This window comes from Pandoraea vervacti (assembly GCF_000934605.2).
Lineage (GTDB): Bacteria > Pseudomonadota > Gammaproteobacteria > Burkholderiales > Burkholderiaceae > Pandoraea > Pandoraea vervacti.
The window spans coordinates 732,765-753,584 of record NZ_CP010897.2; the positions used below are offsets into that span (position 1 = coordinate 732,765).

At 62.9% G+C, this 20,820-nt stretch carries 20 protein-coding genes; 7 read left to right on the forward strand and 13 right to left on the reverse strand.

The features are described 5' to 3' along the window. Positions 1-115: 115 nt before the first annotated feature. Positions 116-1,090 carry an AraC family transcriptional regulator gene (locus UC34_RS03330; RefSeq protein ID WP_157122992.1) on the forward strand — a complete coding sequence of 325 codons (975 nt, stop codon included), beginning with the start codon at positions 116-118 and terminating at the stop codon, positions 1,088-1,090. Positions 1,091-1,096: 6 nt separating this feature from the next. Here the strand turns inward: UC34_RS03330 and UC34_RS03335 are convergent, their stop codons facing one another. The 4 genes from UC34_RS03335 to ku form a co-directional block, all read right to left on the reverse strand. Then, the gene (locus tag UC34_RS03335; RefSeq protein ID WP_218919553.1) at positions 1,097-1,378 is read right to left on the reverse strand and encodes a type II toxin-antitoxin system RelE/ParE family toxin; all 282 of its coding nucleotides are present in this window, start codon (positions 1,376-1,378) and stop codon (positions 1,097-1,099) included. Positions 1,379-1,403: 25 nt separating this feature from the next. Continuing rightward, a complete protein-coding gene (locus UC34_RS03340) occupies positions 1,404-1,709 on the reverse strand; it encodes a type II toxin-antitoxin system RelB/DinJ family antitoxin (RefSeq protein WP_044453947.1) in 306 nt (101 codons plus the stop codon). Positions 1,710-1,850: 141 nt separating this feature from the next. Beyond that, complete coding sequence (ligD, locus tag UC34_RS03345; protein WP_084070958.1) at positions 1,851-4,406, reverse strand: DNA ligase D; 2,556 nt, start codon at positions 4,404-4,406, stop codon at positions 1,851-1,853. Between the two features lie 8 nt (positions 4,407-4,414). Next, on the reverse strand, positions 4,415-5,383 hold the full coding sequence (gene ku, locus UC34_RS03350; protein WP_044453949.1) for a non-homologous end joining protein Ku: 969 nt from the start codon (positions 5,381-5,383) through the stop codon (positions 4,415-4,417). Between the two features lie 333 nt (positions 5,384-5,716). On the opposite strand from ku, the gene UC34_RS03355 reads away from it, so the two are divergent. Next, positions 5,717-6,409 (forward strand): hypothetical protein, encoded by a 693-nt coding sequence (locus UC34_RS03355; protein WP_063389814.1) that lies wholly within the window; start codon positions 5,717-5,719, stop codon positions 6,407-6,409. Positions 6,410-6,449: 40 nt separating this feature from the next. Beyond that, positions 6,450-6,701, forward strand: coding sequence for a hypothetical protein (locus tag UC34_RS03360; RefSeq protein WP_044453951.1), 252 nt, complete (start codon positions 6,450-6,452; stop codon positions 6,699-6,701). 91 nt (positions 6,702-6,792) lie between these two features. On the opposite strand, the gene UC34_RS03365 is transcribed toward UC34_RS03360, so the two are convergent. Next, positions 6,793-7,734: a 2-hydroxyacid dehydrogenase gene (locus UC34_RS03365; RefSeq protein WP_237165225.1), complete on the reverse strand. Its 942-nt coding sequence runs from the start codon at positions 7,732-7,734 to the stop codon at positions 6,793-6,795. Positions 7,735-8,025: 291 nt separating this feature from the next. Then, positions 8,026-9,369 carry an MFS transporter gene (locus UC34_RS03370; protein ID WP_044453953.1) on the reverse strand — a complete coding sequence of 448 codons (1,344 nt, stop codon included), beginning with the start codon at positions 9,367-9,369 and terminating at the stop codon, positions 8,026-8,028. A 101-nt stretch (positions 9,370-9,470) separates the two neighbouring features. Between UC34_RS03370 and UC34_RS03375 the strand changes: the two genes are divergently transcribed. Next, positions 9,471-10,282, forward strand: a protein-coding gene (locus UC34_RS03375; RefSeq protein WP_157122994.1) for an IS5 family transposase whose coding sequence is annotated in 2 segments (ribosomal slippage) — positions 9,471-9,819 and positions 9,819-10,282 — 813 coding nt in all. Because the reading frame shifts where the segments join, the coding sequence is not laid out codon by codon here. A gap of 125 nt (positions 10,283-10,407) precedes the next feature. On the opposite strand, the gene UC34_RS03380 is transcribed toward UC34_RS03375, so the two are convergent. From UC34_RS03380 to gtdA, 4 genes are all read right to left on the reverse strand, one after another. Then, the gene (locus UC34_RS03380; RefSeq protein ID WP_044453960.1) at positions 10,408-11,625 is read right to left on the reverse strand and encodes a 3-hydroxybenzoate 6-monooxygenase; all 1,218 of its coding nucleotides are present in this window, start codon (positions 11,623-11,625) and stop codon (positions 10,408-10,410) included. A 41-nt stretch (positions 11,626-11,666) separates the two neighbouring features. Continuing rightward, positions 11,667-12,308, reverse strand: a complete 642-nt coding sequence (gene maiA / locus UC34_RS03385; protein WP_044453962.1) for a maleylacetoacetate isomerase — start codon at positions 12,306-12,308, stop codon at positions 11,667-11,669. Positions 12,309-12,317: 9 nt separating this feature from the next. Continuing rightward, on the reverse strand, positions 12,318-13,016 hold the full coding sequence (locus UC34_RS03390) for a fumarylacetoacetate hydrolase family protein (protein WP_044453963.1): 699 nt from the start codon (positions 13,014-13,016) through the stop codon (positions 12,318-12,320). 94 nt (positions 13,017-13,110) lie between these two features. Then, entirely contained in the window at positions 13,111-14,148 is a 1,038-nt protein-coding gene (gene gtdA / locus UC34_RS03395) for a gentisate 1,2-dioxygenase (RefSeq protein WP_044453965.1), read from the reverse strand. Between the two features lie 199 nt (positions 14,149-14,347). Here gtdA and UC34_RS03400 point away from each other — a divergent pair, with 199 nt between their 5' ends. Next, entirely contained in the window at positions 14,348-15,298 is a 951-nt protein-coding gene (locus UC34_RS03400) for a LysR family transcriptional regulator (protein WP_044453967.1), read from the forward strand. A gap of 94 nt (positions 15,299-15,392) precedes the next feature. On the opposite strand, the gene UC34_RS03405 is transcribed toward UC34_RS03400, so the two are convergent. Continuing rightward, positions 15,393-15,968, reverse strand: a complete 576-nt coding sequence (locus UC34_RS03405; protein WP_052810882.1) for a HEPN domain-containing protein — start codon at positions 15,966-15,968, stop codon at positions 15,393-15,395. A gap of 25 nt (positions 15,969-15,993) precedes the next feature. Continuing rightward, entirely contained in the window at positions 15,994-17,025 is a 1,032-nt protein-coding gene (locus UC34_RS03410; RefSeq protein ID WP_044453969.1) for a ParA family protein, read from the reverse strand. Between the two features lie 339 nt (positions 17,026-17,364). Between UC34_RS03410 and ruvA the strand changes: the two genes are divergently transcribed. Continuing rightward, entirely contained in the window at positions 17,365-17,946 is a 582-nt protein-coding gene (gene ruvA, locus UC34_RS03415; protein WP_044453971.1) for a Holliday junction branch migration protein RuvA, read from the forward strand. A 120-nt stretch (positions 17,947-18,066) separates the two neighbouring features. Further along, entirely contained in the window at positions 18,067-18,975 is a 909-nt protein-coding gene (locus UC34_RS03420) for a LysR family transcriptional regulator (RefSeq protein ID WP_044453973.1), read from the forward strand. A 167-nt stretch (positions 18,976-19,142) separates the two neighbouring features. On the opposite strand, the gene UC34_RS03425 is transcribed toward UC34_RS03420, so the two are convergent. Then, entirely contained in the window at positions 19,143-20,462 is a 1,320-nt protein-coding gene (locus UC34_RS03425; RefSeq protein WP_044453975.1) for an MFS family transporter, read from the reverse strand. Positions 20,463-20,820 lie beyond the last annotated feature (358 nt).

Here is a 20,820-nt window from a genome sequence, read left to right on the forward strand (position 1 = left end):
TGCTGTCGCGAATTGAGGGCGCGCAACGCGATTGCCGTCGTCCGTGCGCCCAAACGGATCAAACGGATCAAACAGATCAAGCGGATCAAGGGATCAAGGATCGAGGAACTTCGTCATGCATCTCGTCAAAACTTCCCCTCACGACGCGGCGCCGACCCATGCGCACGCGAATGACCCGTCGCGTGCGGCGCGCGCCGAACTGGTGCAGTTGCTCGAACGAGCGACGCATGGCCTGGAGGGCACCTCGCCGACGGCCGTGCAAGGCCTGTTCGTGCACCGCGTGTTGCATCCGGGCGGGCCGAGGCCGGTCTTGCAGCAGCCGGCGTTCGCCGTCATCGCGCAGGGCGAGAAGCGCCTGCAGATCGGCGACGAGCACTATGCCTACGATCCGATGCATTACCTCGTGTCGTCGGTCCATCTGCCGGTGGTCGCGCAAGTCTCGGCCGCGAGCGAGCAGGCGCCCTATCTGGGCATGCGTCTCGATCTGGTCGCGGACGATATCACCTCGCTCATCGGCGATGAGCATCTGCCGCCGCCGGCGGCGACGTCGACGGCTCGCGGGTTATACGTCAACCGGCTCGATGCGGCGTTACTCGATGCCGTGTTGCGTCTGCTGCGATTGCTGGACACGCCGCGCGACATTCCGATTCTCGCGCCCATGATCAAGCGCGAAATCATCTATCGGTTGTTGATGAACGGGCAGGGGGTCTTGTTGCGTCAGATGGCGTTACAGGACAGTCAGATGAATCGCATCGCGAACGCCGTGCGCTGGCTGCGCGACCATTATGCGCAACCGTTGCGCGTGGAGGCGCTGGCGCAGGAGGTGCATATGAGCGTGTCGTCGCTGCACCACCATTTCAAGCTCGTGACGGCGATGAGCCCGCTTCAGTATCAGAAGCAACTACGCTTGCAGGAGGCGCGACGCCTGATCTTTGCCGCCGATATCGCGGTGGCGACAGCGGCGCAGGCGGTCGGTTACGAGAGTGCGTCCCAGTTCAGCCGCGAATACGCCCGAGTGTTCGGCGAAGCCCCACTGCGCGACAAGCGGCGCTGGTTGCAAGAGGGTGACGCAGGCACGACGCGGGGGTGATGGGCGTTAGCTGTCGTACCTCAAGCGTGGGGCGCCCGGCCACATTCGCGCGTTGTGATAGATACGAAGCACCCGCACGCACACAGGTAGCGCGCGATACGCGGCAACGTAGGGGGTGCGCGTAACGATCAGTTCTCGAGTCCCTTGGACGCGTCCCGGGCGCCCAGCCCCGGGGAAATGCAACAGCGAGAAGAGTTGCTGTTCGATACGGGTGTCGATCCACACTGCCGCACTCGGGCTTCGTTGCTCAACAAATTCATAAATGTCGATACGGTCTTGGATGGGCATGCCGGGACCACGCTAATCTCACGTACTACCTTTTGTTCGTAATGCGCTTGCGTGTCGCAGCACGGCGAGCGGCGAAATGGGATTCAACGTCTTCATTCGGTATCGCGGGGCGCCTGTCTTCAAGCGCCTCCAACACCTTTTGCTTGACCCATGCATCGTAAGCGTCAGGGTCAGCCGCGAATCCGAACGGTAACGCGCCTTCGTTCGCAATGCGCGTGAGTAAAATCCGAACTACGTCGGATACCGTCAATCCCATCTTGTCGAGCACCGCCGTAGCGCGCTCCTTCAACTGGGGGTCGATGCGTGCTTGCACCAATGCACTGGCTGCCATGATGGCGCTCCCTAACGATTTGAATGTCCTGGAAGTGTGATTCAATTGAATGACAGAGTGGGTGGCAAGCAGACGGACAACCCGACGATTCCGGCTTGGCGGCCCACAGACCCGTAGTTGTATTCCTGCTCTGCGGGTGATTCACTTCGCCAACCGGTCTAACACCGCTTTCGTCACCCGTTGCTGCGAGGCGCGCTCGTAGTCTGCCCACGGGTCGCGCTTCAAGGCTTTGAGACGGTCCACGGCGTTGTGCACGTTCCAGGCGTCGGCGCTGGGCAAAACGGACAATTCCTCCCAATGCACCGGCATCGATACGGCCATGCCTTCGCGGGCGCGGGCCGAATAAGCGCATACGGTCGTCGCACCCCGATAGTTGCGCAGATAGTCGATAAAACACTTCCCCACGCGATGCTTCGGCCCCATCGTGGCCGTGAAGCGATCCGGGAAGACTCGCGCCATGTGCTTGGCGATGGCTTCCGCAAAACCCTTGGCCATGTCCCACGTATGGCGGCGGGCGAGGGGCGTCACCACATGCAGGCCCTTGCCCCCGCTCGTCTTCACGAAGGCCAGCAGACCCAATTCATCCAGCAGTCCGTGAATGAGTTGTGCGCCTTGCACGATCTGGGCGAACTCGACGCCCTTGCCCGGATCCAGGTCGAAGATCACGCGGTCCGGACGCTCGATCCGGTCGCTGCGCGCATTCCATGTGTGAAATTCCACCGAACCCATCTGCACGGCGCCCACGAGACCCGTCACGTCGTCGATCTGCATCAATGGCTCATGATCCGGATCGAGCGATGCATCGAGCATGCGCACGCCGGGGATGGTCTTCGCCGCGTGCTTCTGAAAGAACATCTCGCCGCCGATGCCCTCCGGCGCACGCAGGACGGCCACCGGACGGTCCGCCAGATGAGGAAGCATCCACTGGCTCACGGCGTGGTAGTACTCGGCCAGGGCCAGCTTCGTCACGCCCGAATGCGTGTCCATGACGCGATCGCCATGCGAAATCTTCATGGGCAACGAGGCGATGCGCGTTGCCGACGTGGTTGTGGTCTTCGCTGTGTTGGCTGATGCCTTGGTCGCGGCGTTGGGCATGGCAGGCGTCTCCTTCGAATTGGCAGAACCGTGGCGGCGCACCTCCCGACGAATGTCCTTCGCCGGTTTGTCGTTGCGCAGTGCGACGAATGAGGCCTGACGCACGTGCGCATCGCGCGTCCATTCGGCAAAACGGACTTCGGCAACGAGTGTCGGACGTAGCCAGTGCACCCGTGCACGGCCACCCGGGTGCGGTGCGGGCGACAAGGGCGGTCGGGCCGTCTCGTTGGCGTCGAGTCGCTTGCGCAGACGCAACAGCGCGTCGGTATCGAAGCCGGTGCCGACCTTGCCGGCGTAGCGCAGCGTCTTGCCATCGTCATCGTAGTAGCCCAGCAACAGCGCCCCGAAGCCTTGCCGCGTACCTGTTGGTTCCGTGAAGCCGACCACCACGAACTCCTGGCGTTGCGAGCACTTCAGTTTGCGCCATGCATCGCTTCGTCCGCTCACATAAGGCGAGTCGTCGCGCTTGACCATGATGCCTTCCAGCCCGGCTTCGCAAGCGCCATGCCACAGCGAGACGAGATCGCCGGTGACCGGCTGGAGCACGCGCACGGCATCCGTCTGCTTACCTTCGAAGAGGGTGGCGAGCATGGCCTGACGCTCGCGCAATGGCGTCTCGCGCAGGTCCTGCCCGTTACACCACGGCAGATCGAAAACATAAATGACGATATCGCGCTGCGCGTTTTCGTCGAACGCGCGTTGCAGCGCCTGAAAATCCGGTAGCCCGTGTTCGTTCGCGACGACGGCCTCGCCGTCGAGCCACGCGTTGGGTAATCCGCGCAACTTGAGTTTTCGCAATGCGTCGACGGCGGGTTGAAAGCGCTGCGTCCAATCCTGTCCCGAGCGGGTAAAGACTCGGATGTCATCGCCCGCGACACGAATGAGTACGCGATAGCCGTCGAGCTTGATCTCGGCATGCCATCCATCCGAGGACGGGGCCTGCTCGACCAGTGTCGCCAACATGGGACGCATGTCGTCAGGCGGCTTTGCCGAAGACTTGCGCGAGTTCACCGGCGGCTTCGCAATGGGCGACGATGCGGCGTCGTCATGTCGATGGATCAGCAACCACTGTGGCTGTCGCGCGGGCTTGTCGGTGCGCACCAGCGTCCAGTGTCCGCTCAGTCGCTTGCCGTGCAGCGTGAACGACAATTTGCCGTTCGCGTAGTCGCGCGACGCGTTGCCGTCGGGTGTCCACGTGCCGCTATCCCAGATGTCGACGTGTCCTGCGCCGTAGTTACCTGCCGGAATGTCGCCTTCGAAGTCCGCATAGGCCAGCGGGTGATCCTCGACCTGAACGGCCAGACGCGGGCGGCTTACGTCCGGACTCGGCTGCTTGGGCAATGCCCACGAGCGCAGTGTCCCGTCGAGCTCGAGGCGGAAATCGTAGTGCAGATGACTTGCATCGTGCCGCTGGATAACGTAGCGAAGCGCCTGTCCACGTGGGGTGCGCTTGCCACGGGGTTCGGGGGTTGCGCGGAAGTTGCGCTTGGCGTCATAGTCCGCGAGCGGGTCCGGGGAATTGCCGCGTCGTGCCTTGGCTTTCGTTTGCGCTTTCCCTTTGGCCTTCGCTTCGGTGGGCGTGCTCGTGCTGTGTCTCGGCATGATCGCACTCACTTGGATTTCGCGGATTTGGTGCGTTTGGACGCGGCTTTGCTCGCTGTCGTCTTCCGGACTGCTGTCTTCCTGGTTGCCGTCTTCCGCGCTGTCGTCTTTTTTCCGGTCTTCTTCGCCGGCTTCTCCTCGACGTCTTCAGCGTCGACGGCGGCGCTCTCGCGCTTGCCCTTCGTCCCCAGGCTTTGCTTGAGCAATGCCATCAGGTCGGTGACGTTACCCCCGGAGAGCTTGGGCGCACTGGCCTCGATTTGCGCGACTTCGCGCGTTTGACCCGAGGCGATCTTGCGATCGATGAGCGCTTTGAGGTCGTCCTGGAACGTGTCGTGATAATCGCCGGGGCGCCACGGCCCGGACATTTCGTCGATCAGCCGTATCGCCATGTCCAGTTCGCGATCGCCGGGGGCGGCGAGTTTTCCCAGCTTTTCCTTCGTGAGGCCGACTTCGGCCGGGTCGCGCATCTCGTCCTGCCACCGCAGCGTGTCGAGCACGAGTGCATCGCCTGCCGGTGCGAGCACGGCAAGATGCGCGCGCGTGTGCATGACCACGCGTGCAATGCCGAGCTTTCCCGCGCGGATGAGCGCCGCATGCAGCAGCGCGTAGGCCTTCGCGCCGCCACGCTCGGGAACGAGGTAATACGGCGTATCCAGATACATGAACGATACGTCCGACGCGTCGACGAACGCGAGAATGTCGACGGTTTGCGTCGCGGCAGGATTCGCCGCGCGAATCTCGTCGTCGCTCAATACGACATAGTTGCCCTTTTCGTATTCGTACCCATGCACGATCTGGTCGCGAGGGACTTCCTTGCCATTTTCCTTGTTGACGCGCTTGTACCCGACCGGCGACATCGTTCGCTTGTCGAGCCAGTCGAGATCGAGTTTGTGCGTTGTCGACGCAGGAAACAGCGTGACCGGGACGTTGACCAGCCCGAAGCTGATCGCACCCTTCCATATCGCGCGAGCCATAGACGCTCCCAATGTGGGGTTCGATGCGAAGTCGAAACAAACCATGCGGCGAAGGGAATATCGCCTTTACAACGCAGCGGGTGCGGCGGGTGCAAGGACATCATGTGTGCGGAGTTGTCGGTATAGGTGCCGCATCCGCACACAAATGCACCGCCCGTGGCAATTTCGCCGCATGTCATTGCGATTCCCCTGCGTCGGCAACGGTTCCCGGGCATTGATTTTCTCAATGCCGATGCAGTACGTGACAGGATTCCTTGATGAAACAAACCGGTAAAGCGTTCATCCCACGGGAATCGATTCACGTATTCACGAAACCAGCTTAGGGAGGTGGTGATGGCGATGATCGTGGCAGGACGCTTTACGACGTGCGATCAGGCAAATCTCGTGGCCAGCCGGCTTTACGACCGGGCATTCCGACCGTCCGATGTCTCGGTTTTCTTCCTCAACCCGACGGGACAACATGCCAAGTTTCCGATAGGGGGCGATGTCGACGCGGACGCCGCCGCCCGTCCGGCGGGAAAGGGCGCGGCCCAGGGCGTTATCGCGGGTGGTGCGTTCGGTCTCGCGTTGGGCGCGCTGCTGTTTGTAACTGTCTGGCGATTCTGGCTGGTGCCCGTCGTTGGCATGATGGCCGGGGCCTATCTGGGTGCGTTTCTCGGCGCGCTGCAGCGCATGCGTAGCCGTGAGCGTGTGTCGGCACGCGAAGCGGGCATGAGAGACGCCGGTGTGATGCTCGCCACCCATGTGAGCGAGTCCACGGCGGATACGGCCATTGCCGTGCTGCGTGATGCTGGCGCTGCCGAGATCGAGCAGGCGGACGGCGTATGGGAAGCTGGCGAATGGCGCGACTTCGATCCCGTCAAGCGCGCGCACGACTTGCCGGAGGAGCGCACGTCGAGCGCTGAGGCGACGCGCACCGAGCCGACCGTCGGCGTGGCCGCGAACGACCGCACGGTCGCCCCCCGCGAATCCGACGAGCCTTCCGACACCACGCGCCGAAGCCCGCGGCGCACCGACTGGCTGTAACATCTGTCGCAATACGCGATGAACGCGAAGGAGTCAGACCATGTTGTCGATCCACACCGGTTTCGTCGTATGTCCCACATGCAACGGGCGCTTTGCCGTGGCTGCCAGCGAACCGAGCGTCCAGTCGTTGTACGACTACCTCCATTCGGAGGCCGAAGTGAAATGCCCGACCTGCAACACGCGCTTTGCGACGGGCACTGCGCGCAGCAGCATCGAGTTCGAGCCCGTCAACGACGGCGTGACGCTCTCTCCGTCACCGGAAAGAAGCCTCGACGGGCTCGATAATCACTAGGCGGGCGTCATGCCGGCGCCATGCACGCATTGCGCTGGCGCTAAGCCGGCATCAGGCCCGCATCAACGTTCAGCGCGCGCTCAAAACGCCCTCAGAGCGGCGTCATCACGGGTTCGCCCGCCAGATATCGGCGCGTATTCTCGAGGAACATCGTGAGGGTCGCCGCTTCGGCCTCGGGCGAGCGTCCGGCTACGTGCGGGCTCAGCACGACGTTGCGCAAGTCGATGAGTGCCGCGGGCGGCGCGGGTTCGCCTTCGTAGACGTCGAGTCCTGCCCCGGCGATGACGCCGTTTCGCAGCGCTTCGGCCAGTGCGGCGGTGTCGACGACGCTGCCGCGCCCGAGGTTCACGAGGAAGCCATCCTGGCCAAGGGCGCGCAGCACGTCGGCGTTGACCATGTGGTGCGACTCCGCGCCGCCGGGTGCGGTCACGACGAGCATGTCGGCCCACGTGGCAAGCGACAACACGTCATCGAAGTACCGATAGTGCGCCGGCAGGTCGTCGCGTCGATTTCGGTTGCGGTAACCGATCTGCATATCGAAGCCTTCTGCGCGCTTGGCGAACTGTCGTCCGACCGCGCCCAGACCGACGATCCCGAGCTTCTTGCCCGCCACGCCCGGCTGCATCGGTAGCGCATCGCGCCAGACGCCCTTGCGGCAAGCCGCGTCGTACTCGGGAATGCGGCGCATCGCGGCAAGCAGCAGCGCAAAGCCCTGATCCGCCACGGTCGGCGCGTTCGCCCCGGCGCCGTTCACGGCAACGATGTTGCGCGCCCGCATGGCAGGCACATCCAGATTCTCGAAGCCAGCCCCCAACGCACTCACCAGCTCCACATTCGGCAGGTGCGCCAGTTCGGCCGCGCTCATGCCGCGCGCACCGTTGGTGAGCACGAAGCGTGCGCGTTGACCCTCCGCGCCCCAGCCTTCCGGCGTGGGATGGTGACTGGGACGATAGATCACTTCGAAACGGGTTTGCAGTTCGGACAACTGCTCGGGATGCATCGGGATGATGACCAGCAAGGGGGGCAGCGACACCTTCAATCTCCGTCTGGGGGTATTGGGACTGACGGCGCCGGGGCCGCGCGGACCGCTCGCGTTCGCCGTCAGACGACACTCTATCCCTATCCGCGACGAATTGCGCGACGCAACACGAAGCGCCCGGCTCGCTGCTGATCGTGCCCGCGACCAGACGGCAAACGGGCGTCATCGCGTGATGCGGATGACGCCCGTCCGGGGTTCAACGCCGGGGTGAGCGGCTTGCGACGGGTTGTGCGTGTCGAAACGCTTAGCGTCGATGCGCCGCTGGCTTGTGGATTTGCGCCGAGATCAGGCGGCCGCCTCGATCGCGACGGCGCTCTGGCGGTGACGCAGGCGGCCGAGCGTGAGCATCGTGAGACCGGCGAGCACGGCGGGCACGCCGATGGCCGCGAACAGTGCCGGCATCGACCAGCCCATGGCCAGCATCGAGGCGCCGCCGACCGATCCGACCACCGATCCCATACGTCCAACGCCGTTGGCCCAGCTCACGCCCGTGGCGCGGCAGTCCGTCGGGTAGAACTCGGCTGAGAGCGCGTTCGCGCCGACCTGGCCGCCGGATACGCAGAAGCCCGCCCAGAAGACCGCGACCGACGCGAGCACCGGCGAACTCGCCAGCGGACCGACCGCTGCGACGCACACGCCTGCAAGAACATAGGCCGCCGCGAGCACGTAGTGCGGATTGAAGCGATCCATCAACCAGCCGAGCACGATGGCGCCCAGGGTGCCGCCGACCTGGAACATGGCCGTGACAATGGCCGCGTTGCGCAAGGTCAGTCCGTTCGTGCGAAGCAGCGTCGGCAGCCAGCTCGAGAGCAGGTAGATCACCAGCAGGCTCATGAAGAACGTGACCCAGAACAGCAGCGTGCCGCGCAGCAGTTCGGGCTTGAAGAGATGGCGCACGGGCGAAGTAGCCGAGGGCTTTGTCGCGACATTGAACGTTGCGCCGCGCAAATCCTCGTGCGGCGCGATGCGCTGGAGCGAGGCCGCCACGCGTTCCGGCGATTTGCCGGCCATCACCAGATAGCGCACCGATTCGGGCAGGGCGCGCATCAGAATCACGGCGAGCGCGATCGGCATGACACCGCCGACGATCAGCACCGAGCGCCAGCCGAAGGCTTCGATGAGACCGGCGGAGGCCAGCCCGCCGAGCGCCGAGCCGAGCGTGAAACCGCAGAACATGGTCGTCACGAGGAACGAGCGGCGCGAGTCGGGGCAGTACTCCGAGGTCAGCGTAATCGCGTTGGGCATCGCGCCGCCGAGACCCAGTCCCGTCAGGAAGCGCAACACGATGAGTTGCCAGAGCTCCATCGACCACGCCGACGCCAGGCTCGCCACGCCGAAGAACAGCACCGAGAAGATGAGAATCGTCTTGCGGCCGAGCTTGTCGGCAAGCGGCCCGAACAGGAACGCACCGGCCATCAGGCCAGCCAGACCTGCGCCGAAGAGTGGCGCGAGATGGGCGGGGGTGAGCGACCATTCCGCGCGAATGGCTGGCGCGATGAAGCCGATGGCGGCGGTATCGAAGCCGTCGATGGCCACGATCAGAAAGCACAGCACGACGATCATCATCTGGAATCGCGAGATGCGATGCCGGTCGATGAACGCCGTGACGTTGATGGGGCTGGCTGGCATGGTTGTCTCCTCTAAGAATCTCTAACAAAATGAGTTTACGGGGGCTGTTAACTCAAAGTGATTTTTGTTAACCTTTGCGCAGTCATCGCTGCGCAAAGGACATGGCCAAACCAATACTCGACGACGAACTGTGGGCAATCATCCAGCCACTGCTGCCGCCACCGAAGCCTCGGCGCGCCCGCTATCCCGGGCGCAAGCCGCTGGACGATCGTGCCGTGCTCACGGGCATCCTGTTCGTTCTGCAATCCGGCATCCCTTGGGAAATGCTGCCGCAGGAAATGGGCTGCGGCTCAGGCATGAGTTGCTGGCGACGGCTACATGCCTGGCAGAAGGCTGGCGTCTGGGATCGTCTGCACGAGGTACTTCTGGCCAAGCTCCGTGCGGCCGATCGCATCGACTGGTCTCGTGTAGTCGTCGATTCCTCTTCTATCCGGGCAGTGGGGTCGGGTCAAAAACAGGACCTAACCCCACAGATCGCGCGCGACCAGGTTCAAAGCACCACGTCCTGACCGACGCCCAAGGCATTCCACTGTCGCTGATACTCACGGGCGCCAACCGCAACGACATTACCCAACTGCTGCCACTGATCGAGGCGATTCCTCCGATTCGAGGCAAGCGCGGTCGCCCCTTGTCTAAACCGCACATCGTTCAGGGTGATCGCGGCTACGACCACGACAAGTACCGCAAGCCCCTGCACGCCGTCGGCATCGCCACCGAGATTGCTCGCCGCGGCGAGCCTCACGGCAGCGGTCTTGGCAAGACGCGTTGGGTTGTCGAGCGAACCATCGCGTGGCTGCACAACTTCAAGCGATTGCGAGTCCGCTTCGAGCGCCTCGCAATCATTCACGAAGCCTTCCTGAAAATGGCTGGTTGCATCATCTGCTGGCGCCATCTCAGGAAATCATTTTGTTAGAGCTTCTAAGGTGCCAGAAGCAGCGCGACGGCAAGCGCGCGTCGTGCCGCAGGGACCATGCGCGGTTGTTGTTTTGAATTCCGCGCAATGGGTGATACGGGGAAGCCAGTGCTACACGCGCCGACTTACTCGCTCGTCAGCCACGGGGTCTGCGACAGGCAGTTTTCGGCGCGCCAGCCGTGCAACCATTGCAGGGCGTCGTAGAACTGCGTTTGCGTACGGCCCTTCCACAACGAGTTGCGTACCCAGCGATCCACGCCCTTGGCGTGGTAGACACGTCCCATGTCGCGCGCGCCATACAGCACGCGGGCAGTGCGGGGGATACGGGCACGCTCGTAGTGTTGGAACGCCTGCGTGAAGTCGCCGTTCGCTGCGGCGTAGGCGGCACCGAGCGTGACGGCGTCTTCCAGTGCCTGACAGGCGCCTTGCGCGATGTATTGCGTCATCGGATGCGCCGCGTCGCCCAGGATGGTCGCGCGCCCGAAGCTCCACTGCTCGACCGGATCGCGGTCGGCAGTGGCCCAGCGTCGCCACGACGTCGGGCGATCGAGCATCTGGTGCGGCAGCGCGTCGATGCCCTCGAAGTACGACAGCACTTCCTCCTTGCTGCCATCGCGCACCCCCCAGACCTCCTGCTCGCGGCTGTGGAAGGTGACCACGAGGTTGTATTGCCTGCCGCCGCGTAACGGGTAGTGCACGAGGTGGCAGTGCGGCCCCGCCCATACGACGGGCGCATTGACCTGCAAATCCTTCGGCATGTTCTCCACGTCGACCACGGCCCGGTAGACGACGTGGCCTGTCACGCGGGGCTCGTCGCCGATCAGCGCAGCGCGAACGGCGGACTTCACGCCGTCGCAGCCGATCACGGCATCGGCGGTGTGTCGCTCGCCGTGTTGATCCGTTACGGTGACGCCGTTTGCGTCCTGATCGAGCGAGACGACGCGCGTTGCCGTTCGGAACTGGATCAGCGGATTGCGCTGTACCGCCTCGAGAATCGACAGATGGATGTCGGCACGATGAATCACCGCGTACGGATTGCCGAAGCGTTCGCGATACGGCGCACCCACGTCGACCTGGGCGATGATGCTGCGATCGATGGCGTCGCGCAGAGTGATGTGATCGGTAAAGACCGAGCGCCCACGCGCCGCTTCGCCAACGCCGAGCGCATCGAGCGCAGCGAACGCGTTGGCGGCGAGCTGGATGCCGGCGCCGATCTCGCCGATGGTCTCGGCCTGTTCCAGCAGCTCGATGCGTACCCCCTGATTGGCGAGGGCGAGCGCGGCGGCCAGACCGCCGATGCCACCGCCCACCACGAGCGCTTTGGGTTGATGGGATTGCGTCATGCTTGTCTCCTCGGGCACTCTCCTGCCCTCGCTGCTCATACTTACGCCGTGTAGTCCGGCTGACGGCTCGGCGCTGCCGCGACGAATGCCGGATGCGTCGCCGCCGTGTCGTAGACCGCCATCGCGCGCGGATACGGCAACAGATCGCAGCCCATGCGTTGCGCGTTGGCGATCTGCGGAATCAGGCAGACGTCTGCGAGCGTCGGCGCATCGCCGAAGCACCACGCGCCATGGCCATGCCTGACGAGCAGACGTTCCACCCCCGCCATGCCCTCGGCGACCCAATGGCGATACCAGGCGTCTTTCTGCTCGGCGGACAGCCCCAGCGGCCCCTGCAGGTACTTGAGAATGCGCAGGTTGTTCACCGGATGAATGTCGCAACTGATGAGCATCGCGAGTTCGAGCACGCGGGCGCGCGCCTCGATGTCCTGCGGCACCAGTCGCGTCTGCGGGTACTTCGCGTCGAGATAGTCGAGGATCGCCAGCGACTGACCCAGCGAGAAGTCGCCGTCGACGATGGCGGGCACCGCGGCCGACGCGTTGACTTCGTCGACGTACGGTTGTGCACGGTGTTCTCCGACGCGGATATTCACCGGGACGGTGTCGAAGGCGAGACCCTTGAGGGCGAGCGCGATGCGCACGCGGTACGAAGTCGAGCTGTTGAAGAAACTGTAGAGCTGCATGGACGAACCTCAGACCACGCGCACCGTGATTTCGCCGAGCCCTTCGACGGCGGTGACCATCGTCTCGCCGGCCTTGACCGGGCCTACGCCTTCGGGGGTGCCGGTGTAGATCAGGTCGCCCGGTTCCAGACGGAAGAATTGCGACAGATACGACACCGTCTCGGCCACCGACCAGATCAGGTGGGTGATGTCGCTCTTTTGCTTTTGCACGCCGTCGACCGTCAGCGAAATACCGGCCTTCTCGATGTGACCAACGCTCGACACGGGATGGATCGGACCGATCGGCGCCGAAGCATCGAACGCCTTGCCGATTTCCCACGGACGGCCCATCTCGCGCATTTTCATTTGCAGATCGCGACGCGTCATGTCCAGACCCACGGCGTAACCCCACACGTGTTCCAGCGCCTCGTCGAGCGCAATGTCCGAGCCGGCCTTGCCGATGACAGCGACCAGTTCGGCTTCGTAGTGATAGTTGCTCGTCTGGGCCGGGTACTTCAGTTCGAGGGTGTCGCCGTACGCAACCGGCACTACCGCGTCGGCGGGCTTGCAAAAGAAGAAGGGCGGCTCACGATCCGGATCGAAGCCCATTTCGCGGGCATGCGCGGCGTAGTTTCGGCCAACGCAATACACGCGGCGCACGGCGAACAGGTCTTGGCTGCCGACAACGGGAATGCCGACGACGGCCGGCGGAGTGAAGACGTAGGACATGGTGGTTGACTCGTCGGATGAAGGAGAAGACGGCGGCCGCGCGGGCGGCCGATGTTTAGCTTGTGTGAAGGGTGGTATCGCTCGGACGCACGATTCAAGTGCGCGACTCGCGCAGGAGGTTCAGCGCGGCGAGCACGGGGCGGTCGGAGTAGCTGAACAGTACGGCGTCGTCCAGCGCCGCGAGTTGCACGGGCGCCCACGACGGCGCCACAAAGTGGTCGCGCGGCTCGAACTGGAAGACCTCGTCGCCGATGCGCACGGTGCCTCGCCCCTCCACCACGGAGAAGACGGTCGCGTCGGTACTGCGATAGGTCTTGCCCTGGAAGCCGGCCGGCAGATATTGCATGAACGTCGCCATCGTCGGCATCGGCCAGCCACCGGTCGCCGGGTTGACGTAGCGCAGCTTGATGCCGTCCCACGGGTCGAGTTCGCCGTTGCGGAACAGCGTATCCAGCGCTTCGCGCGAGCGCGCATATGGATAGCTGAAAATCGGTGAAGTCGGATCGCTCACCTTGTGGTGCACGGGCAGCATGTTGTAGCCGTATCGGGCGAAGCTGTCGCCTTCGGGGCGCTGCACCGGTTGTTGCGATTCCGGGTAATTTTCGGCGAAGCCGGCGTCGAAGTACTGAACGAGCGGAATATCGAGTCCGTCGAGCCACACGACCGGCTCGCCGTCGACGGGGTTGCCGTGGTCATGCCACGTCCACGACGGCGTGATGATGAAATCGCCCGGGTGCATGGTGGTGCGCTCGCCATTGACGGCGGTCCACGCGCCACGGCCTTCCACGATAAAGCGCAGCGCCGACTGGGTATGACGATGGCTCGGCGCGATTTCCCCCGGGAGAATCAATTGCAGACCGGCGTACAGCGAACCGGTGATGCTCGACGATCCGGGGGTGCCCGGGTTCTGCAGAATCAGCACGCGCCGCACGGCTTCTTCGGCGCTGATGACGCGTCCCGCTTCCATGACCAGCGGACGCACTTCGTTGTATTTCCAGATGGCAGGCGCCACACGCGGGCGCGGTTGCGGCGGCACAAGACTGTGGAGCGATTCCCACAGGGGGGCCATGTGGTTGAGGCCGATGTGTTCGTAATAGGCGGCGCGTTCGGCGCTGAGGGCGCGATCGGACATGCTTGTCTCCATGTTGGATGGGAGCCCGGTCTGCTCGTCTAGCGAGCGCTGCCTGCGGACTGGCCGTGGCTTTCGGGTCTATGGATAGCGTTATACTCGGCGAGACATATTCTTTGAAATGAATAAATCATCGGATCCATACGAAAAATCGTATGGGTCGGGTCATGGCGAGGTATCGCCGGGTGCCGGGAGATTGCGTATGGATTGGACTCATCGCTTGCGTCTGCGCAACTTGCAGATGCTGCTGACGCTCGCGCAGACCGGGAACATGAGCCAGTCTGCGGCGTTGCTCAATACGACCCAGCCCGGGCTATCCAAGTGGCTCAAGGATCTGGAGGACGATATCGGCCTGCCGCTGTTCGAGCGTCAGGCGCGCGGGTTGCGTCCAACGTCATACGGGGAGGCGTTGATTCAGCATGCACGGCGTATCGAAGCGCAACTCGATACCGCGCGCGACGATCTCGACGCCATGCGCGAGGGCGGCAGCGGACTGGTGGCGATCGGCACGTCGGGGGCGTCTTCGGCGGATACGGTGCCGCTGGCTGTGCTGCTGCTCTTGCAGCGGATGCCGCGTGTTCAGGCGCGGGTGGTCGAAAACACGATGGACCGGTTGATGAACCAGCTGGCGCACAGCGAGATCGACATCGTCGTCGGGCGTTCGGCGCCGGAGTTGCAGGATCGGAATGTGCGCGCTGAGGCGCTGTATCTGGAGCCATTGCACTTCGTCGCGCGTGCGCGGCATCCGGTGTTTTCGCTCCCGGAGGTCAACTGGGCCGACATGCAGCGTTACCGCTGGGTCGTCTGGCCGCGCGGCACACCGATTCGCAACGCGCTGGAAGCGGCGCTGGCCGAGGCCGGGTATCCGTTGCCGAACGACACGGTCGAATCGAATTCCACCATTCTCAATCTCACGCTACTCAACAACAGCGACATGATCGGCCTGGCATCGCATCGCACGGCGAGTCGGCTTCAGGCGTTGGGCGCGCTGCGCATTGTGCCGTTACGGCTGGCGGGCTTCGGCGGCGTCTCGATGTACTGGCGCGACGACGGTGCCAATCGCGCCGCCGTGGCCGAAGCGCTCGAGTGCCTGCGCTCTGCGGCGACCCGCTCGACCGGGGACTTCATCGAGGGAATCGAGGGGGAGGGGTGAGGGCTGAGGGTGATGAAGGCTAAGGGTGACGGCGTTAGCGGTTGCGGGTTTGGGACGGGGGCGAGCCGCCTCGTGCGAGGCGGTTTTGGCGGCGTCAACGGATCAGCCTGTGGAACGTCTCGCCCAATTGCCTCATAAATCGGGCAGCTTCTACGGCACCTTCACGACTGATCGGTTGTTTCACATCGTCGTCAGATCGCAGGTCCGCTTCATGAGCAATGGCATTACGTCGTTGCACAATGGATTTCAACATTTCGCGAACCCCCTTTTCTTCCTCTCCCATCGCAGCGGCGATCCTTTGCCATTTGCGATTCTCGGGCCAGATGTAACTCAGGCCATCGGCGACCTTTTCCGGGTGCTGAAAGGATAATGTCCGTAGCTTGTCGCGAATTGATCTGGCGAACACGGTATCGCGAGGAGACTCTCCAGCATTGTCCAGTCGAGCGACGATTTTCAGCGGGATCGGTTCGTCAAGGTACTTTGGCGTCGTTGCTCGATTGCCTGCATACGCCTCGACAATGCCCGTGTGGATGATGTCGTGCATAAGCTTGTCGAACGCACTGACCGAACATACGATTTTCGAACGCAGCAGATCATCAGCGTTGGCGTTGCTCGGCATGTTTTGGCGAACGTAGTCGTACACGCTGGTGAGCGCGTCCACATCGTCCATGTTGGATCGGAAGGAAACCAGTGCGTTATGCATATTCCATTAAAGCGTCGAGTGCGGCAGTCAGATTCTGGAATTGGGATCGCAAAAGGTCGCGCCGGGCAATGCCGTCCGGGACATGATGTCGGATGTCCTCAAGATCCTGATCCGTGAGCGCAAGGGGCGCAACGCCAACGTCGATGGCTTTGGCAAGCAATCCACTGAAGTCCACAATCTCTTCGAGAACGTATCCGTTCGTATGACACCTTTGTGAATACTGCTCAGGTGCAAGGGTCATGCCCCGGTCGCGAATATGGGGAAAGAAGTCATCGAGCACCACCGACTTGATGTCATCGATGGTGTGCCCAGCAGGCGCTTTCGTCCGTCCGATGCGGTTATCTACTTGATGAAACAGTATCCCGGCGAACTTCGGCGTGCCGGGGCGAAGCGCATAGATAGCGTCTTCAAGTTCGCGGAAGGTATTGCGCTTCCACTGAAGCCAGCGCGAAACCGTATATTTCATCTTTTTCAGCGCTAACCACGAGAATCGATCCAACGTTATCGGCACCACGAAGTAATCGCTGTGCAGGAAGAGATTTTGATTGATGGCACTGAGTCCCGCCGCGAGGTTGATGAGTGTGATGTCGATGTCGTATTTGCGCTCGCTCAATTCGATCAGCCGGTTGAACGCGCCGGGGGTGTTCTGAATTGAAGGAAGTCTGTCGCCTGCGTCCTGAACGAGCGTCAGATAGAGGTCGCAGTCGGATAAATTCGGATGACCGGCCAGCACGCGAAGATTCGAAGACCGCGAGGCTGCCGGACAGTCGATCGGCTTGATGAGCAGCGGGTCCATGACGAAGGCTGCGCTGGTGCCGTCTTTCAGGTTGTGTCGACGCGTGCGCTCGTTCGAGTAATGCGCATCGAAGTCGTCCCGCAGAATCAAGCTGGTCAGATCGCATTTCGGATCCGCATCGACCAGCAGCACGCGATATTTCTCTGCGAGCGACCAGCCGAGGTTATAGATCGGCATCGTGTTGCTTACGCTGCCGCTGGGGTTGAACAGCACCAGACGCTTGACCATTTTTCGCTCCTGCGTGGATGAGATGGGGGGACGAGCATGCGGCGCCAAATGTTGCAGAAACCGCGACTGCCAAGACTGAAAATTCATCACGTCGAGATCCGTACTTGAAGAGAGCGCACAGTCTCGCAAGGATCCCCCGTCGGCGCTGACACTCGAACGTCGCTCGTTCCCCCGGAATCGCATACCTTTCAAAGGCTTAGCGTTGGCCTGAAGGGGCCGTTTATCCGACGTTGCCTATGCCCGCCGTGCCACGTGCGTAAAGCCGCGCGACAAACCCCAAAGCGCATCGGGCGGTTTGCTAAACTTGCCGCCTGTCGAAGTCACTCTCTCGGGGCACCAATGATTGGTCGCATCTCCGGCACGCTGCTGGAAAAGAATCCGCCGCACATCCTGGTCGATTGCCAGGGCGTGGGCTATGAAATCTCGGTGCCGATGAGCACCTTCTTCAATCTGCCGAACGTCGGCGAGCGCGTCACGCTGCTCACGCAGTTCATCGTGCGTGAAGACGCCCAACTGCTCTTCGGATTCGGTTCGCCGGACGAGCGCAATACCTTTCGCGAACTCCTCAAGATCTCGGGCGTCGGCGCGCGCACGGCGCTGGCCATTCTCTCGGGGATGAGCGTTGCCGACATCGCGCAGGCCGTGACGCTGCAAGAGTCGGGACGTCTGACGAAGATTCCGGGTATCGGCAAGAAGACTGCCGAGCGTCTGTTGCTCGAGCTCAAGGGAAAGCTCGGCGCGCAACTCGGCACGGTCGCGGGCGCCGCCGCGCCGCACGATCACAAGAGCGACGTCGTCAACGCGCTGCTGGCCTTGGGATACTCCGACAAGGAAGCGCTGGCCGCCGTCAAGACGGTGCCCGAGGGCACGACGGTCTCCGACGGCATCAAGCACGCGCTCAAGTCGCTCTCGAAGGCTTGATCCCCGGTCATTTGGCGACGTCGTCATGAGCCATTTGCGCACCGACGCACTGAGGCGAAGCCGCGTCGCTTGGCCGACAGTCGTGCGCACAGGCGCGCGGAACGCGCGCTAGGAGACGGTATGCAACTGCGATGGCTTGAAGACTTCGTCGAACTGGCACGCACGCGCAGCTTTACGCGGGCGGCGGAAAACCGTTTCGTCACGCATCCGGCATTCGGTCGACGCATTCGCGCATTGGAGGAGTGGGTCGGCACGAGACTCGTCGAGCGCAGCAAGCCGCTGGAACTCACCGCCGCCGGCACCGTGTTTCTCGACGCGGCCACGAACGCACTCGACATCCTTCACAGCGCCCGCACGCAGTTGCAGGACGCCGCTCCCACGCTCGAAAACAACCTGAAAATCGCGACCGGCCGCACACTGGCCGCCACCTTCTTCCCGGACTGGTACGACGAAACCGTCTCGCGCATCGGCTTCTTTACCGCAACGCTGTCGACCGGCGGCGCAGAGGAAGCGATCCTTCGGCTCGCGGCGGGGGAGGTCGATCTGCTCATCGTCTACTCCAGTGCCCACACGCGCTTGCTCATCGACCAGGAACGTTTCGACTGGCTGAGCGTGGCGCGCGAGGTGCTGGTGCCGGTGAGTGCGCTCGATGCCAAGGGGCGCGCCCGGTATCGGCTATCCGCGGGCCCGTCTCCCATTCCATGGCTCGCCTTCACCCGCACGCTGACACTGCGTGCCGTGCTCGCCCGTCATCTGGCGGAGATGCCGAATCGTCCGACGCTCAAGCCTGTCTATCAGGCCGATTCATACGAAGCCATTCTCGCGATGGCCAGACGCGGGGCGGGCATCGCGTGGCTGCCGCAACGTCTGGTGGCCGACGACGTGTCGCGCGGCACGCTCGCCATCGTCGGTGGCAAGGACTGGCAGATCGGCTTCGACATCGCGCTTTACCGGCGGCGTCACCAGCCGCATCACGTGCTCGATGCGATCTGGCAAAGTGCGCGCTCGGCCGCCGGTGACGACGTCTGACGAGCGGGGATAAGAAAGGTAGGAAACGGGGGAAGGGCAGGAAGGGCAGGGGAAAGCGCAGATGTCAGGCCGTCGCGCGCATGCCGACGCGTGCGCACGAGGTAATCGGTCGATCCATTGCGCTCGGGGCAGACGCGTCGCGCGATGCAAGCGTCCGCCCGTTGCGATCAATGTTCGTGATGCAGGTACTTCGCCTGACGCGGCAGGCGCAGGCTCACGAGGAACGCGAGCACCATCATGCCGGTGACGTACCAGTAGAAGGTCGGCTCCATGCCCGCCTTCTTCAGACCCAGCGCGACGTATTCGGCCGAGCCGCCGAAGATCGCGTTGGCGACGGCGTAGGCCAGGCCCACCCCCAGTGCGCGCACTTCGATCGGGAACATTTCCGCCTTCACGATGCCGCTGATCGACGTGTAGAAGCTCACGATCGCCAGTGCCAGACAGATGAGAAGGAACGCGGCCGTCGGGCTTTGCACCGTCTTGAGCGCTGTCAGGATCGGCACCGTGGCGATGGCGCCGAGTGCGCCGAACAGCAGCATGTTGTTACGACGGCCGATCTTGTCGGAGAGCATGCCGAAAATCGGCTGCATGCACATGTAGACGAACAGGCAGCCCGTCATGATGTAGCTCGCGGTCTTGATCGGCATGCCTGCCGTGTTCACCAGATACTTCTGCATGTAGGTGGTGAACGTGTAAAAGATCAGCGAACCGCCGGCCGTGTAGCCAAGCACCGTAAAGAACGCTGCCTTGTGATGACGGAACAGACCGGCGATCGAACCCGCGTCGCGGTTGTTACGGCTTGCTGCCGTCGACGTTTCATGCAGCGTACGACGCAGCATCAGCGCCACCACCGCCGTGATCGCCCCGACCACGAACGGAATGCGCCAACCCCACGCCTTCAGTTCCGCTTCGCTGAGCAATTGCTGAAGAATCACGACCACCAGCACGGCAAGCAACTGACCGCCAATGAGCGTCACGTACTGGAACGAGGAGAAGAAGCCGCGACGGCCCTTGAGCGCGACCTCGCTCATGTACGTTGCCGTCGTGCCGTATTCGCCACCGACCGACAGGCCTTGCAGCAGACGCGCGAACAGCAGCAGCGCCGGCGCCCAGTTTCCGATGCTTGCGTACGTCGGCAGCGCAGCAATCAGCAGCGAGCCGAAGCACATCATCATCACGGAGATGACCATCGAGTTCTTGCGGCCGTTACGGTCGGCGATACGGCCAAAGATCCAACCGCCGATAGGGCGCATCAGGAAACCCGCGGCAAACACGCCCGCGGTGTTGAGCAACTGCGCCGTGGGATCCGAACTGGGGAAGAACGCCGGGGCGAAATAGATCGCGCAGAAGGCATAAATGTAAAAGTCGAACCACTCGACCAGATTCCCCGAGGACGCCGCCACAATCGCGAATACGCGCTTGCGGACTTCTTCGGGGGTGGGGGGCGTGTTGCCGGTTTCGGCGCTGTTTGTCGCTGTCTCTCTCATTTCTACTGACGATGGGGGCATCGCATTAATAACCACGTTTGCAACATGACGCTGACAGTCCCATGGACCTCACGGGCACTTCGGATGTGAAGAAATGAGCCATCGCGTCGCGGGGGCGGGCCAACTATAGCGGTTGTCAGTGGGGGCAGACAATGCCCTTGTGGCAGATCGATTATTGTGAATATAGAAACAATCGGTGGAATTGTTGCGACGCAGCATGGTGATGACGCCCATGGGGCGGTCGTCTGCGCGAATCCCCTGCCTGTTTTGATAGGCGCCGCGACTTCCGAAAAATGACGAATCCCCATGCAAATTTGTCTGCGGTTGGAGGGGGCGTGTCCCTTATGCCGAGATGCCA

Excerpts from the sequence above, each read along its gene's own strand:
- UC34_RS03330 (WP_157122992.1), top strand. The coding sequence starts at position 116 with ATGCATCTCGTCAAAACTTCCCCTCACGACGCGGCGCCGACCCATGCG.
- UC34_RS03335 (WP_218919553.1), bottom strand. The coding sequence starts at position 1,378 with ATGCCCATCCAAGACCGTATCGACATTTATGAATTTGTTGAGCAACGA.
- UC34_RS03340 (WP_044453947.1), bottom strand. The coding sequence starts at position 1,709 with ATGGCAGCCAGTGCATTGGTGCAAGCACGCATCGACCCCCAGTTGAAG.
- ligD (WP_084070958.1), bottom strand. The coding sequence starts at position 4,406 with ATGCCGAGACACAGCACGAGCACGCCCACCGAAGCGAAGGCCAAAGGG.
- ku (WP_044453949.1), bottom strand. The coding sequence starts at position 5,383 with ATGGCTCGCGCGATATGGAAGGGTGCGATCAGCTTCGGGCTGGTCAAC.
- UC34_RS03355 (WP_063389814.1), top strand. The coding sequence starts at position 5,717 with ATGGCGATGATCGTGGCAGGACGCTTTACGACGTGCGATCAGGCAAAT.
- UC34_RS03360 (WP_044453951.1), top strand. The coding sequence starts at position 6,450 with ATGTTGTCGATCCACACCGGTTTCGTCGTATGTCCCACATGCAACGGG.
- UC34_RS03370 (WP_044453953.1), bottom strand. The coding sequence starts at position 9,369 with ATGCCAGCCAGCCCCATCAACGTCACGGCGTTCATCGACCGGCATCGC.
- UC34_RS03380 (WP_044453960.1), bottom strand. The coding sequence starts at position 11,625 with ATGACGCAATCCCATCAACCCAAAGCGCTCGTGGTGGGCGGTGGCATC.
- maiA (WP_044453962.1), bottom strand. The coding sequence starts at position 12,308 with ATGCAGCTCTACAGTTTCTTCAACAGCTCGACTTCGTACCGCGTGCGC.
- UC34_RS03390 (WP_044453963.1), bottom strand. The coding sequence starts at position 13,016 with ATGTCCTACGTCTTCACTCCGCCGGCCGTCGTCGGCATTCCCGTTGTC.
- gtdA (WP_044453965.1), bottom strand. The coding sequence starts at position 14,148 with ATGTCCGATCGCGCCCTCAGCGCCGAACGCGCCGCCTATTACGAACAC.
- UC34_RS03400 (WP_044453967.1), top strand. The coding sequence starts at position 14,348 with ATGGATTGGACTCATCGCTTGCGTCTGCGCAACTTGCAGATGCTGCTG.
- UC34_RS03405 (WP_052810882.1), bottom strand. The coding sequence starts at position 15,968 with ATGGACGATGTGGACGCGCTCACCAGCGTGTACGACTACGTTCGCCAA.
- UC34_RS03410 (WP_044453969.1), bottom strand. The coding sequence starts at position 17,025 with ATGGTCAAGCGTCTGGTGCTGTTCAACCCCAGCGGCAGCGTAAGCAAC.
- ruvA (WP_044453971.1), top strand. The coding sequence starts at position 17,365 with ATGATTGGTCGCATCTCCGGCACGCTGCTGGAAAAGAATCCGCCGCAC.
- UC34_RS03420 (WP_044453973.1), top strand. The coding sequence starts at position 18,067 with ATGCAACTGCGATGGCTTGAAGACTTCGTCGAACTGGCACGCACGCGC.
- UC34_RS03425 (WP_044453975.1), bottom strand. The coding sequence starts at position 20,462 with ATGAGAGAGACAGCGACAAACAGCGCCGAAACCGGCAACACGCCCCCC.